Source organism: Streptomyces parvus, from assembly GCF_032121415.1.
Taxonomy (GTDB): domain Bacteria; phylum Actinomycetota; class Actinomycetes; order Streptomycetales; family Streptomycetaceae; genus Streptomyces; species Streptomyces globisporus_A.
The window spans coordinates 5,726,005-5,739,288 of sequence record NZ_CP135079.1; the positions used below are offsets into that span (position 1 = coordinate 5,726,005).

Below are 13,284 nucleotides of genomic sequence, written 5' to 3' on the forward strand. Positions count from 1 at the left end.
TGGAGACATGCCCCGGCGACACCAGCGGTACCAGGAGCGGCCCTCCCGGCTGGACGGGGCCGTCGTCTGGACCCTGGACGTCCCGCCGGGCCCCGGGCGGCCCGCCCGGTCCGTGCTCCCCGACGGCTGTATGGACCTGATCTGGACCGCCGGCCGACTGGTCGTCGCCGGGCCCGACACCCACGCGTTCGAGGTCGACCCGCGCAACCGTGGCTCCTGCGCCGCGATCCGGTTCGCGCCCGGCACCGCCCCCGCTCTCCTCGGCGTACCGGCGCACGAAGTGCGCGACCATCGGGTCGACCTGGCCGCGCTCTGGCCCCGTACCGCCGTCGCGGCGCTCACCGAACGGATCGCCCGGTCCGCCGACCCCGCCGCCGCCCTGGAGGAGTTCGCGCTCGCCAGGTCCGCCGAGACCGGCCCGCCCGACCCGCTCACGGCGGCCGTCGCCGACGGCCTCCGGCGCGGCAGGAGCGTCGCGTCGACGGCCGCCGAGGTCGGCCTCGGCGCCCGCCAGCTGCACCGCCGCTCCCTGGCCGCCTTCGGTTACGGCCCGAAGACGCTGGCCCGGATCCTCCGCCTGCAACGCGCCCTGGCCCTGGTCCGCACCGGCCTGCCCTACGCCGAGGCGGCCGGCGCTGCGGGCTGCACCGACCAGGCGCACCTGGCCCGGGAGATGCGCGACCTGGCCGGGACGACCCTCGGGGCCTACTTCGCGGCAGGGGAGGCGGAGGCGAACAACGACACCCCGCACCCGTCCGGGTCCAGCACCACCGCGTAGCGCTGCCCCCACTCCGCGTCCCACGGCTTGAGGTGCCCGGTGTACCCGGCACCGACCAGCTCCGCGTACAACGCGTCCACCTCCGCCGGACTGTCGCAGACGAACGCCAGCGCGACCCGCTCACCGCCGCCCGCAGGACGCTGCCACTCCGGGTCGAACGAGGTGATGACCTCCTCCGTGTCCCACAGCAGCCGCTGCCCGCCCGGCAGGGTCACTTCGACATGGGGCGCGGACTCCGCCCCGTCGGGGATGTCGAGCCCGAGCCGCCGGTAGAAGGCGAGCGAGGCCGCGAGGTCGGAGGTGATGATGCTGATGGCGTCGAGTCGTGGAGTCATGCCCCGACCGTATGCACGCGGCCCCGCGGCAGTCTTGTACGAATCGGTCACCCCGGGGCTCATCCCAGGCAGTCCGCCGGCGACGTCCCCGGATCGGTCACGGCCAGCCCGAGGGCGGCCCGCTCCGTGATCCACCGCGTCGGGCGGTGGCGCGGGTCGCCCGTCGACGTGTGCAGCGCCCGCTGGAGCGCCAGCATCCGTACGGCCCCGATCCGCTCGCCCCACGCCAGCGGCCCGGCCGGATAGCCGAGGCCCGTGGTCACCGCGAGGTCGATGTCGGCGGGCGCGGCCAGCGAGCGTTCCGCGATCGAGCAGCCGACCGCGACGACCGAGGACAGCAGCCGCTGCGCGACCGAGCCCGCGGTGTCACGCACCACCGACACCCCGTACGGTTCATCGCCCCCGCCCGCCCGTGACAGCACCGCCCGCGCGTCCCGGGCGGCCACCGGATCACTGGCCGCCGTCACCGCGAGGACCCGTCGCCGCCCCGCCGACGGCAGCACCTCCACCCCGAACGTTCGCTCCCGGGGCAGCCCGCCCTCCGCGACCGCCGCCGACACCGGCGTCCCCCAGACGGGCACCAGCACCACGGCCTCCGCCGACGGCCCCGCGCCCCGCTCGACGCGGACCCCCGCCGCCTCCAGGGACGCGGTCAGCTCCTCCTCGTACGAGGCCGTCTCCGGTCGCCCGGCCGAGGCCGGGAACACCGGGCGATCCGCGTCCCCGGTGACCGCGCTCTCCGGTGCGGGGCCGGACACCCCGTCGCCGTACGCGTACCAGCCCCGGCCCGTCTTACGACCGTGCAGCCCGGCCACCACCCGGTTCGGGGTCAGGAAGGACGGGCGCAGTCGGTCCTCGTACCGGAAGCCCCGCCAGATCGAGTCGATCACCGCGGCCGTCACGTCGAGACCGGTCAGGTCCATCAGTTCGAAGGGGCCCATGCGCAGCCCCAGCACGTCCCGGGCGATCCGGTCGATCTCCCCCGGGCCCGCCACCGACTCCTCCAGCAGCGCGAGCGCCTCGGTCACCAGCCCACGGCCGGCGTGGTTGACCAGGAAACCGGGGGTGTCGGCGACGGTCACCGCCCGGTGCCCGCAGCCTTCGACCAACTCGGTGAGCAGGACCGGAATCTCCGGGCGGGTGGCTGCGCCCGGCACCACCTCGACGATCCTCATCAGCGGCACCGGGTTGAAGAAGTGCAGCCCGGCCAGGCGCGAGGGGTCCTGGAGCGTCGCCGCGATCCGGGTCACCGACAGGGACGAGGTGTTCGTCGCGAAGACGGTGGAGGCGGGCAGCGCCCGCTCCAGCTTCCCGAACACCTCGGCCTTGGTCTCCAGGTCCTCCCGGACCGCCTCGATCGCCAGCTCCACGTCCGGGCCTTCCGCCCACGGTTCGGCGAGCGCCACCAGCCGCGCCACCGCCGCGTCCCGGTCGGCGGGGGTCGTCCGGCCCTTCGCGACCGCCCGGTCCAGCATCGACGTGACGAACTCCAGGGCCTCCGTCACCGCTTCGGGCCGTACGTCACCCAGCTCAACGGTGTGTCCCGCGCTCGCCGCCCACTGGGCGATGCCCCGGCCCATGGCCCCGGCTCCGACGATCCTGATACGCATGGCAGTTACGGCCCTTTCAGCGGAGGTAGACACGGTTCGGGTCGACATCGTCGCGCAGGAGCCGCAGCTCCGCCGGGGTCGGCGGGGCCGTCGTCGCGAGCCGGTCGGCGATCCTCAGCTCCCAGCCGGTCGCGGCCCGCACCTGATCGACGCTCACCCCCGGATGCACGGCGACCAGCCGCAGCTCGTCCCCGACACCCGCCCGGGCGAGGACGCCCAGCTCGGTGATGACCCGGGTGACCCCGGCGCCGAGCGGGCGGATGCCGTCCGCGAGCGCCCGGTCGGGACCCGGCGTCGTACAGAAGTCGAGCACTGGGGCGAAGGAGCGCGGGGTGTGGCGGCGCATCACCACGAACACCTCCCGGGCGTTCGCCATCACCTCGACCGCGCCCCCGGAACCCGGCAGCCGCACCGACGGGCTCTCCCATTCCCCGATCACCGAGGTGTTGAGGTCGCCCCACCGGTCGATCTGCGCGGCCCCCAGGAAGCCGACGTCGATGTGCCCGCCCTGGAGGACCGAGCCGAACAGGGTGGCCATGGACACCACCGCCTCCGCCCCCGTGATCAGGACGGCGTCCGCGATGGTCTCCGGCAGATGGGAGGGGTGCGCCCCGCAGACGCCGGACTCGTACACCACCTCAAGGCCCGGAGCGACGGTCAGCCGCGCCAGCTCGGTGGCGAGCGTCGGCAGCCCGATCCCCGCGAACACCGTGCGCCGCCCGGCCAGTTCGCGCGCGGCGAGGACGGAGAGCAGTTCGGAGGAGGTGACCGGCCGCGCGGACTCTGTCCGGCCCCCGCTCACAGCCGCCTCCCGTAGTCCACCGACCCGCTCGGCGCCTCACCGACCGCCAGCCCCGCCCAGAACTCCTCGCCCAGCTTCGCCACGTACGCGGCGTGGTCGGCGGTCCCGTACACCCACTCCTCCAGCCATCCCCGCAGCCGCGCCGGGTCCTTGCTGATCGCGGACCAGGCCCGGTAGAAGGCGTTGTCCCGGTCGTAGTAGCCCTGCGCGAACGACGGGTGCGCGCCGCGCGGGCAGACCACCACCGCGTCCACCGCGTGGGCGGGGACCAGCGTGCGGTTCGGATCCGCGCGGATCACCTCGTCCGCCACCAGCTCCTCCACCACCACGACCGCCTTCTTGGCCGCGTACACCGCCTCGGCCTGGACCCCGGTCAGGCCCCAGATCTGGGTGTTGCCCCGGCGGTCGGCACGCTGGGCGTGCACGAACGTCACGTCCGGGTGGACGGGCGGTACGACGTAGATCTCCTCGGCGGAGCCGTCGGCGGCCGGGTAGGGCGAAGTGACCTTGCGGATACCGGGGTTGACCGAAGGCAGGTCGCTGCCCGCGTAGCTGCGCAGGGGATGGAACGGCAGCCGCTGCGCACCGGCGAGATACCGGCACACCATCCCGTAGTGGCTGTACTCCTCGAACGCCAGCGGCTCGGGATCGGCATGCTCGATGCGCCGCCGCAGCTCACCGAGCGAACCGGCGGAGGAGTTGCCCACGAACGAGGAGACCAGCCGCGTCACGCACCCGGCGGCCAGCATCTGGTCGACCACGATGTCCGCCGTCATCCGGACCACCGTGAGATCCCGGCGGCCCTGCCGGATGATCTCGTGCCCCGCGGCCGTCGGGATGAGATGGGTGAACCCTTCGAGGCTCACGGTGTCCCCGTCGTGGACGAAAGCGGCGACGGCCTCCCGCATCGACATGGCCTTGCCGGTCCCTCCGCCCGCCCCGGCCGTCCGCTCCACCGTGTTCCTCACCCTCCGTATGCGCCGACCCCACGGTGTCAGCACCATTGATGGCTGTCCAATACCGAATTAGGGTCGGATCGAGACGCCAGGAGTATCACTTTGGAACTACGCCACCTCAACGCCTTCCTCGCCGTCGCCGAGGAGCTGCACTTCGGCCGGGCCGCCAAGCGGCTCCAGATGGCCCAGCCCCCGCTGAGCCAGCAGATCCGCCAGTTGGAGAGGGAGCTCGGCGTCCAGCTCTTCCACCGCAACACCCGCTCGGTCCGGCTCACCAGCGCGGGGGAGTCCTTCCTCGAACCGGTACGGACCGTCCTGGACGACCTGGACACCGCCGTCCGGGCAGCCAGGTCGGCGGGGATCGGCGAGTACGGCCGGGTCGCCATCGGCTTCGCCGGGGCCTCCAGCCACGAGACGCTGCCCCGCCTCACCCGCGCCGTACGCGCCGCCCACCCCGGGCTCGAACTCGTCATGACCGGCCAGACGTACGCCAACACCGCACTGTCCCGGGTCGCCGACGGCTCGCTCGACCTCGGTTTCGTCCGGCTCCCGGTGACCCGGCCCGGCGTCGCCCACCGGGTGATCGACGAGGAGGAGCTGGTCTGCGCCCTGCCTTTCGACCACCCTCTCGCCCGGCGGGAGACCGTGCCCCTCGCCGTACTCGCCGGCGAACCGTTCGTCACCTTCCCCGCCAACTCCGGCTCCACCGTCCGCGACGCCATGACCGAGGCCTGCGAGAGCGCCGGGTTCACCCCGCGCATCGTCCAGGAGGCCCCCGACTCCTACACGATCCTCGCCCTGGTCGCCGCCGGGGTCGGCGTCACGCTCACGGTCACCTCCGTCCAGCACATCCAGCAGAACGGCCTGGTCTACCGCCCCCTGGCCGGTCCGCCCATCCGCCTCCGCGCCGCCCTGGCCTGGCGCGCCGACAACCCCTCCGCCGCCCTGCGCGCGGTGCTCGCCGTGGCGGAGGAAGCTCTGCCGACACCCGCGCGTACGCTCAATTGAGACGCGCAGCCTCTCAACCCGGTGCGGATTCGATATTGGACCGACTCAGTGACGCGGTGCGAAGGTCGTGGCACCGCCGAAACTCGTCCACCCCACCGCGCGTCTGTTCCCCGCCCCCGACCCTTGGGAAGGCCCTCCGTGGCGCTCGACGTCGTCATCTGCGAACCCCTGCGCACCCCCATCGGCCGGTTCGGCGGGGCCTTCGCCCAGCAGAGCCCGGCCGCGCTGGCCGCACGCGTGATCGCGGAGATCGTCACCCGCACCGGCATCGACCCCGACCGGGTCGACGAGGTGATCCTCGGCCACGCCTACCCGACCAGCGAGGCCCCCGCCATCGGCCGGGTCGCCGCCCTGGACGCCGGACTGCCCACCACGGTCACCGGCTCCCAGATCGACCGGCGCTGCGGTTCCGGGCTCCAGGCGGTGCTGGACGCGGCGATGCAGATCCGGGCCGGGTTCAGCGACGTCGTGATCGCGGGCGGCGTCGACGTGATGAGCGGCGCCCCCTACTACACCCATGACGGACGCTGGGGCATCAAGGGCCCCGGCCTCCAGCTCCACGACGCCCTCGCCCGGGGCCGCGTGACCGCCGGAGGCGTCAACCACCCGGTCCCCGGAGGCATGATCGAGACGGCGGAGAACCTGCGCCGGGAGTACGGCATCAGCCGCGCCGACCAGGACGCGCTGGCGCTGCGCTCCCAGCAGCGGGCCGCCCGCGCCGCCGCCGAGGGCCGCTTCGACGCGGAGACCGTCCCCGTCACCGTACGCACCCGCAAGGGCGAGACGACGGTCACCGCCGACGAACACCCCCGCCCCGACACGACGGCCGGTCAACTCGCCGCCCTGCGACCCGTGATGGCGAAGTCCGACCCGGACGCCACCGTCACCGCGGGCAACGCCAGCGGCCAGAACGACGCCGCCGCCGCCTGCCTGGTCACCAGCGCCGAGACCGCCGAACGCCTCGGCCTCGCCCCGCTCGTCCGCCTCGTCTCCTTCGCCCGTGCCGGGGTGCCCGCCGCGACGATGGGCATCGCCCCCGTCACCGCCACCCGCACCGCCCTTGACCGGGCGGGCCTCACGCTCGCCGACCTCGGCCTGATCGAGCTGAACGAGGCGTTCGCCGCCCAGGTGCTGGCCTGCACACGAGAGTTGGGCCTCGGCGAGAAGGACCACGAGCAGCGGATCAACGTCAACGGTTCGGGCATCTCACTGGGCCACCCGGTCGGCGCCACCGGGGCCCGCATCCTCGCCACCCTCACCCGCGAACTCCATCGCCGCGAGGCCCGGTACGGCCTGGAGACGATGTGCATCGGCGGCGGCCAGGGCCTCGCCGCGGTCTTCGAACGCATCGCGGACTGATGGCCGTTCGCGTGGAGCCGCCTCACCGGAAGACGGCCGCCTCCGACCCCGCATCCGGTTCGGGGCGCCGCACCGTCGAGGAGGCGGAGGCGGTCGGGCCCTCCGGCGTGGTCGCTGCGGCCGGTTCGGCGGCCTCCCCGGACTCCTCGTAGAGGTGGTGCCACGTCCCGGCCGGCACCCCGCGGAACCGCGGCGCCGACGTCATCGTTCCACCGCCCGGTCCGGTCTTCCCGGTGAGCGGCCGCCGCACACGCAGAAGGCCCGGCCGGACAGTCCCCGCTGTCCGGCCGGACCTGGTTCTTCCGCAGGAGCTCTATCAGTCCCGTGCGTTGCGGGTGCGGCGCATCAGCACCGCACCGCCGAGCAGGAGCGCGGCGCTCGCGCCGGCGGCCAGGCCCAGGTCGGCGGCGCCGGTGTCGGCCAGGTGCGCACCCGGGGTGTTGGACCCCGGCGTGCCGGCCCCGGGAGTGTCCGAGCCCGGCGTGTCGGTACCGGGGGTGTCGGTCGGCGGCTCGTCGACGGGCGGCTGCTCCACGGGCGGCTCGTCGACGGGCGGCTCGTCGACCGGCGGCTCGTCCACGGGCGGCTCGTCGACCGGCGGCTCGTCCACGGGCGGCTCGTCCACCGGCGGCTCGTCCACGGGCGGCTCGTCCACCGGGGGCTCGTCCACCGGGGGCTCGTCCACCGGCGGCTTGACCGGCGGGTGTTCGTGCTTCGGGCTGTCGGCGTTCACGCACTTGTTGCCGAAGGCCGGGTTCAGCAGAGCGATCACATTGACGGTGTTGCCGCACACATTGACCGGGACGTGCACCGGCACCTGGACGGCGTTGCCCGAACCGACCCCCGGCGAACCGACGGCCGCGCCCTCGGCCGACGCATCGGCGTGCGCCGTGCCGCCCACCGCCGCCAGGAGGCCGGAGGCGGCCGCCATGACGATCATGCTCTTGTTCAAGACCTGTCGCATTACTTGCCCTTTCTTAGGACATTCGCGAGGACATCGCGTGGGTGCTTCGCGCGCGGACAACGGGAAGCCATCGGGCGGAGCCGTTGCACAGCCGGATCCGGCGGGAAGCCGTGATGGTGAAAGTGGTGGAGACGTGCGCGCTGGACGACTGCCATAACGACACAGACGTCAGGCGGGAAACTTGGAGTTGCGGGGAAATTGTGTAATCACCCGAACGGGTGGTGTCGCCGCATCCCGCCCATCCCGGTTCACAGAACAAGAAAAACGATTCGCCCTCAACTGTGCTGTTCGCCGCCGGTGTTGACCGCGTTCGGGTATCCGCCGCGGCTGTGGTGCGGTGTCAGGGGCATCGGCGCTCGCCCACCCGTTCGGGCGAAATGAGGCGGAGAGGCCTGTGCAATTTCTTCACGAACGCGCTTCCGTACGAAATCGCCGCACGGAGGGGAGGCGGGCGATCTCCTCGTGTCCGGCATTCGGGTGAATGGGCGGAACCTAACGTCGTGTGCTGAGTTGACCAGGGGGCTCCGCCGCGGGGCAACCAGTACGAGAAGGGTTAATCGTGATCAAGAAGGTTCTGGCTACGGGCGCTGTCGCCGCCTCCATCCTCGGTCTCGGCGCGACGCAGGCCATGGCCATCGCCAACGACGGCGGCACCACCTCGGTCAACGGCAACGGCGCCTCGCAGTCGTACGGCAACTCCGAGACCCACGGTGACTGGAGCCCGCAGTTCGCGCTCGTCCAGGGCTCGCTGAACAAGCCCTGCATCGCCCTCCCGGCCAAGGCGAACATCGGTTCGCTCGTCGGCCTCGTGCCGGTCGCGGTCCAGGACATCAACGTCCTGTCCTCCCCGCAGAACCAGCAGTGCACCGAGAATTCCACCCAGGCCAAGGGCGACGAGGCGCTGTCGCACATCCTGGAGGACATCCCGATCCTCTCCGGCAACGGCGTCGGCAACAACTGACCCGCAGCCGCCCTACTCGGGCCCGGGCCCTCGGCGTTCCTCCACCGAGCGGCCCGGGCCCGTTGCTTTCCCGGCACGCGGCTGCGGCATTCGGGCGGATACCCGGAAAACCGCCCGGTGAAAAGTTCTGATTCCGGACGTTCATCGTTACGTAGGACAGCGCAGGAGTCGGGAGCGGTGCAGTTTCCGGCCCGGGCGGGGCACGACAGTCGTGACCGCACCGGACTCCGCCGAGGAAAGGAAGAACCGTGAAGCAATGGCTTCGGCGCCCGAGTCGGCCATGGCCGACTCGGCGACGCCCATCGCCATGAACGTACCGGCGGCGACGGCGGCAAGCTTGGTGAACCGGCACATGCCGCCCGGGGTCTTTTCGCTGCCCGAGGGGCCTGACTTCCCCGACCGCCCCGGCTCCATGGATTCGTGAACGGCGCCGGAGAAATTCCGCGTCCCGCAGTTTCCCGGGAGCGGCCTGATCGTTGATCAGGGAGAAAGCGGCAGAAGTCACAGGCAAAGAAGGCTTGTGTGCGGCACGGAGACGTGACCGAAGCAGACGCCGCGCAGAAGGGAACCAGAAAAGTGAAGTACGCGAAGACCGCCGCCCTCGTTGTCGGTTCCGTGGCTGCCCTCGGATCGGCCGCTCCTGCCTTCGCGGCTCCCACGCCGACGGCCCCCAACTTCAGCCTCGACAGCGGCCTCAACCAGGTGATGGCCAGTGCCCCGCAGGTCGTCGACCCGCTGGTGGACACGGCCGCCGAGACCACCGAGACGCTCGCGGAGGACGGCACGGTCGGCAAGCTGGCGGGCCAGGCAACCGGTGTGGCCGAGGGCGCCGCCCCGCTGCTCGGCGGGGTTCCCCTCGGCGGCTGACCGCCGCGCCTCGACCATCCCTCCGGGCTTCTCCGCCTGATACGCATCACTTTCCAGAAGGGCTCTTCCATGTTCAAGAAGTTCATGTCCTCGGCGGCCGTCGCCGTTTCCATCGTCGGCGTCTCCGCCGCGGTCGCCCCGTCCGCCATGGCCATCGCCAACGACGGCGGCACCACCACGGTCAACGGCAACGGCGCCTCCCAGGCGTACGGCAACTCCGAGACCCACGGCGACTGGAGCCCGCAGTTCGCGCTCATCCAGGGCTCGCTGAACAAGCCCTGCATCGCCCTCCCGGCCAAGGCGAACGTCGGCTCGCTGCTCGGCGTCGTGCCGATCTCCGTCCAGGACATCAACGTCCTGTCCTCCCCGCAGAACCAGCAGTGCACCGAGAACTCCACCCAGGCCAAGGGTGACGAGGCCCTGTCGCACCTGCTGAACGACATTCCGATCCTCTCGGGCAACGGTGCCGGCAACAACTGAGACCGCGTGACCCCGGTCCGCTCCCGGTGACCACCTGGGGCCGGTCCATCCGTACGGCGACCGTTCTTCGCCGGACCGGACGGGCCGGCCCCTCGTCGTGTCCCGATGTCTCCCGTAGGGGCAACCGGTTGGGCCGGATGCCGTAACCCCGGCTGACGGTCCTGGCCGGGCCGGGTAGGGCATCGGCATGGATCCGTACGACAGTCAGACCCCGCAGAGCTCCGAACGGTGGCCCGCGCCGGGCGGCGGCACACCGATCTACGACCGGCTCGTCGCCGAATGGCAGACGGCGGGCGGCCACCACCCCCTGGCGGAACCGCAGCCCGGCCCCGCCCCACGCCGCGGTGGATTCGTGCCGGCGGCGCGCACCGCGGACCAGATCCCCGGGCCTGAGACGCCCGGAAAGTGACCAGAAGCGTCGACCTTGCGCCGGAACGAACCCATATGAGTGGTACTGCGCAACCGATCAGGGTCAGCGGCAGTTGATCAGTACGTTCCACAACGGGACGCTCCGAAAGGTGAAGTTGATGAAGAAGATGATGGCCGGCGCTGCAGTGGCCGTGTCCCTGCTCGGTCTGTCCGCAGTCGCGGCTCCCACGGCCATGGCGATCGGCAACGACGGCGGCACCACCACGGTCAACGGGAACGGTGCCGAGTCGGAGATCGGCAACGCGGAGACGGAGGGCGACTGGAGCCCGCAGAACCAGCTCGTTCAGGGCACCCTGAACAAGCTCTGCGTCGGCCTGCCCCTCAAGGCGAACGTCGGCTCGCTCGTCGGCCTCGTGCCGGTCGCGGTCCAGGACGTCAACGTCCTGTCCAACCCGCAGAACCAGCAGTGCGCCGACAACTCCACCCAGGCCAAGGGCGACGAGCCGCTGTCGCACATCCTGGACGACATCCCGGTCCTCTCGGGCAACGGCGTCGGCAACAACTGACGCACCACGGCCTGACGCAGTCGGCGCGGGCGGTCCGAGGGTCACTCCTCGGGCCGCCCGTTCTCGTTTTGCGCGGTGCCGCACCCGCCAGAGCGGCGGGCGCACGGCATCGCGCACACGATGAGGCCCACCACTCCACGGGGGGTGGTGGGCCTCGTCGACTGCGGGGCGGCGGAGGGCCTCAGCCGAGGGAGCGGACCGGGAGCAGACAGTGGGCGGCGGTGCGGACGACCTCCTCGTCGGCGGCGAAGGCCCGCAACTGGTCCTCGCTGACCGGCCGCCCGGGAACGGCCTCCGGCCACGGGGTCGTGGCGAACATCCCGTACACCTGGCCCTGCGTCCGCGCCGCGTCCAGCCACTCCGCGGGGGCGGGGTACTGCGCGCTGAGGTGAGGCAGGGTCAGGACGGCCTGGCCCGCCTGGACGAGAAGCTTCGCCTGGATGCCCGTGCTCTCGGCGGCATCCTGGATCGGGCCGCCGACATGGAGGCCGGCGCGCTCCAGCGCGGCGCGCATGGCCTCGCGGCCGACCAACGGACCGTCCTGACCGTCACCCAGCGAGTACGCGAGGAGATAGGCGGTGTCCTGGTCCGCGTCGGGCTGCCGGCCGCTCCAGCCGATCAGGATCTGGGTGCCCAACTGGGCCGGGGTGAACATGCCGGTGGAGGCCTGGGGTGTGGTCATGCTCGGCACCCTAACGGCCCCGGACCGGGGCCAATGCATGCGTATCACCCGATCGAGGGAGATTGCTGCCATCCTTCGCGGATAGGCATGCTCGAACGTCCCTCGACCGTGGTCCGGAATAAATCGGTTGACGGTGCTCCGGTGGGCCGGGCTAGGGTGGCCACCGTTCCGCCGGACGCCAGTTCCAGCGGAGAACCAGAGGAATCAGGAGGTGAGGACATTGATGACTGTCGTTGCGATGGGCACTGCCCACAACCGGAAGAGCATCGTCCTCATCCCCGTGGCCACCGGCTGACCACCTCTCTCCTTTCCGCGCCGAGCGCGCGCGCCGGGGCCACCCTGTGAAGGGTTTCCCTTGTCTTTCCCGCTTTCCTCCCTCTCTTCCTCCGCTGTCCCCTCCTCGCACCCGCTGACTCCGTACGGCTGGGACGAGGACTGGGCGGCAGCCTTCTCCCCGTACGCAGAGCAAGGACTCGTGCCGGGCCGCGTCGTGCGCGTGGACCGCGGTCGCTGCGACGTGATCACCGCCGACGGCACGGTCCGCGCCGACACCGCGTTCGTCGTGCCCCGCGACCCGATGCGGATCGTCTGCACCGGCGACTGGGTGGCGCTCGACGCCGACGGCGACCCGCGCTTCGTCCGTACGCTGCTGCCGCGCCGTACCGCCTTCGTCCGCTCGACCTCCTCGCAGCGGTCCGAGGGCCAGGTGCTCGCGACCAACATCGACCACATCGCCATCTGCGTCTCGCTCGCCGTCGAGCTGGACCTCGGACGGGTCGAGCGGTTCCTCGCGCTCGCCCTGTCCAGCTCCGAGGGTGCCGCGCTGCTGGGCGACGGCTCCGGCGGGGAGCGGCACCCCCAGCCGATCGTGGTCCTGACCAAGGCCGACCTGGTGCCCGACGCGGTCACCCTGTCCCACCTCGTCCAGGACATCGAGGCCATCGCGCCCGGTGTCCAGGTGCTGCCCGTCAGCTCCACCACCGGCGAGGGGCTCGACGTCTTCGGCGCCATCGTCTCCGGCGGTACGAGCGTGCTGCTCGGCATCTCCGGCGCGGGCAAGTCCACTCTGGCCAACACCCTGCTCGGCGAGGACGTGATGGACGTACAGGCGGCCCGTGACGTCGACGGCAAGGGCCGGCACACCACCACGACCCGCAACCTTCTGCTCCTGCCGCACGGAGGCGTCCTCATCGACACCCCCGGGCTGCGCGGTGTCGGCCTCTTCGACGCCGGGACCGGGGTCGGGGAGGTGTTCTCCGAGATCGAGGAGCTGGCCGAGGAGTGCCGGTTCCACGACTGCGCCCACGAGGCCGAGCCGGGATGCGCCGTCCTCGGCGCCCTGGAGGACGGGACCCTGCCCGAACGGCGCCTGGAGAGCTACCGCAAGCTGATCCGCGAGAACCAGCGGATCGTCGCCAAGACCGATGCCCGGGTACGCGCCGAGATCCTGCGGGGCTGGAAGAGCAAGGGCGCGGAGGGGCGCGCGGCCATGCAGGCCAAGCGCGGCCGGGTCCGGTAGCCGACACCACCGGGTTCGACGTCCGAAA

17 protein-coding genes are annotated in these 13,284 nt (G+C 72.0%); 10 read left to right on the plus strand and 7 right to left on the minus strand.

Annotated elements, in window-relative coordinates:
- Positions 1–7: 7 nt before the first annotated feature.
- The gene (locus RNL97_RS26755) at positions 8–778 is read left to right on the plus strand and encodes a helix-turn-helix domain-containing protein (protein WP_030585076.1); all 771 of its coding nucleotides are present in this window, start codon (positions 8–10) and stop codon (positions 776–778) included.
- Here RNL97_RS26755 and RNL97_RS26760 read toward each other — a convergent pair.
- The 4 genes from RNL97_RS26760 to RNL97_RS26775 are packed head-to-tail and all read right to left on the minus strand — an operon-like array spanning position 706 to position 4,439.
- Positions 706–1,113 (minus strand): VOC family protein, encoded by a 408-nt coding sequence (locus RNL97_RS26760; RefSeq protein ID WP_030585081.1) that lies wholly within the window; start codon positions 1,111–1,113, stop codon positions 706–708. The genes RNL97_RS26755 and RNL97_RS26760 overlap by 73 nt on opposite strands.
- A gap of 59 nt (positions 1,114–1,172) precedes the next feature.
- Positions 1,173–2,723, minus strand: coding sequence for a 3-hydroxyacyl-CoA dehydrogenase NAD-binding domain-containing protein (locus tag RNL97_RS26765; protein WP_030585084.1), 1,551 nt, complete (start codon positions 2,721–2,723; stop codon positions 1,173–1,175).
- Positions 2,724–2,739: 16 nt separating this feature from the next.
- Positions 2,740–3,525, minus strand: a complete 786-nt coding sequence (locus RNL97_RS26770; protein WP_030585087.1) for a CoA-transferase subunit beta — start codon at positions 3,523–3,525, stop codon at positions 2,740–2,742.
- A complete protein-coding gene (locus RNL97_RS26775) occupies positions 3,522–4,439 on the minus strand; it encodes a CoA transferase subunit A (protein WP_199814215.1) in 918 nt (305 codons plus the stop codon). Before RNL97_RS26775 ends, RNL97_RS26770 begins: the two co-directional genes overlap by 4 nt.
- Before the next feature lie 144 nt (positions 4,440–4,583).
- On the opposite strand from RNL97_RS26775, the gene RNL97_RS26780 reads away from it, so the two are divergent.
- Positions 4,584–5,489: a LysR family transcriptional regulator gene (locus RNL97_RS26780; RefSeq protein WP_030585093.1), complete on the plus strand. Its 906-nt coding sequence runs from the start codon at positions 4,584–4,586 to the stop codon at positions 5,487–5,489.
- A gap of 138 nt (positions 5,490–5,627) precedes the next feature.
- On the plus strand, positions 5,628–6,848 hold the full coding sequence (locus RNL97_RS26785) for an acetyl-CoA C-acetyltransferase (protein WP_030585096.1): 1,221 nt from the start codon (positions 5,628–5,630) through the stop codon (positions 6,846–6,848).
- Between the two features lie 22 nt (positions 6,849–6,870).
- On the opposite strand, the gene RNL97_RS26790 is transcribed toward RNL97_RS26785, so the two are convergent.
- Together RNL97_RS26790 and RNL97_RS26795 are read right to left on the minus strand one after the other, a co-directional pair.
- Positions 6,871–7,053 carry a hypothetical protein gene (locus RNL97_RS26790; RefSeq protein WP_030585100.1) on the minus strand — a complete coding sequence of 61 codons (183 nt, stop codon included), beginning with the start codon at positions 7,051–7,053 and terminating at the stop codon, positions 6,871–6,873.
- A gap of 111 nt (positions 7,054–7,164) precedes the next feature.
- Positions 7,165–7,812, minus strand: a complete 648-nt coding sequence (locus RNL97_RS26795; protein WP_030585103.1) for a chaplin — start codon at positions 7,810–7,812, stop codon at positions 7,165–7,167.
- A gap of 559 nt (positions 7,813–8,371) precedes the next feature.
- Here RNL97_RS26795 and RNL97_RS26800 point away from each other — a divergent pair.
- The 6 genes from RNL97_RS26800 (at position 8,372) to RNL97_RS26825 (ending at position 11,055) form a co-directional block, all read left to right on the plus strand.
- Entirely contained in the window at positions 8,372–8,773 is a 402-nt protein-coding gene (locus RNL97_RS26800; RefSeq protein WP_030585106.1) for a rodlin, read from the plus strand.
- 211 nt (positions 8,774–8,984) lie between these two features.
- Complete coding sequence (locus RNL97_RS26805; protein ID WP_199814214.1) at positions 8,985–9,197, plus strand: hypothetical protein; 213 nt, start codon at positions 8,985–8,987, stop codon at positions 9,195–9,197.
- 152 nt (positions 9,198–9,349) lie between these two features.
- The gene (locus RNL97_RS26810; protein WP_030585112.1) at positions 9,350–9,640 is read left to right on the plus strand and encodes a hypothetical protein; all 291 of its coding nucleotides are present in this window, start codon (positions 9,350–9,352) and stop codon (positions 9,638–9,640) included.
- Between the two features lie 69 nt (positions 9,641–9,709).
- Positions 9,710–10,120 (plus strand): rodlin, encoded by a 411-nt coding sequence (locus tag RNL97_RS26815; RefSeq protein WP_030585115.1) that lies wholly within the window; start codon positions 9,710–9,712, stop codon positions 10,118–10,120.
- A 187-nt stretch (positions 10,121–10,307) separates the two neighbouring features.
- The gene (locus RNL97_RS26820) at positions 10,308–10,529 is read left to right on the plus strand and encodes a hypothetical protein (protein ID WP_313751286.1); all 222 of its coding nucleotides are present in this window, start codon (positions 10,308–10,310) and stop codon (positions 10,527–10,529) included.
- Between the two features lie 118 nt (positions 10,530–10,647).
- Positions 10,648–11,055 (plus strand): rodlin, encoded by a 408-nt coding sequence (locus RNL97_RS26825; protein ID WP_030585121.1) that lies wholly within the window; start codon positions 10,648–10,650, stop codon positions 11,053–11,055.
- Positions 11,056–11,236: 181 nt separating this feature from the next.
- Here the strand turns inward: RNL97_RS26825 and RNL97_RS26830 are convergent, their stop codons facing one another.
- Positions 11,237–11,737: a DUF5949 family protein gene (locus RNL97_RS26830; RefSeq protein WP_243315633.1), complete on the minus strand. Its 501-nt coding sequence runs from the start codon at positions 11,735–11,737 to the stop codon at positions 11,237–11,239.
- A 355-nt stretch (positions 11,738–12,092) separates the two neighbouring features.
- Here RNL97_RS26830 and rsgA point away from each other — a divergent pair, with 355 nt between their 5' ends.
- Entirely contained in the window at positions 12,093–13,256 is a 1,164-nt protein-coding gene (gene rsgA / locus RNL97_RS26835; protein WP_243315635.1) for a ribosome small subunit-dependent GTPase A, read from the plus strand.
- Positions 13,257–13,284: the final 28 nt, after the last annotated feature.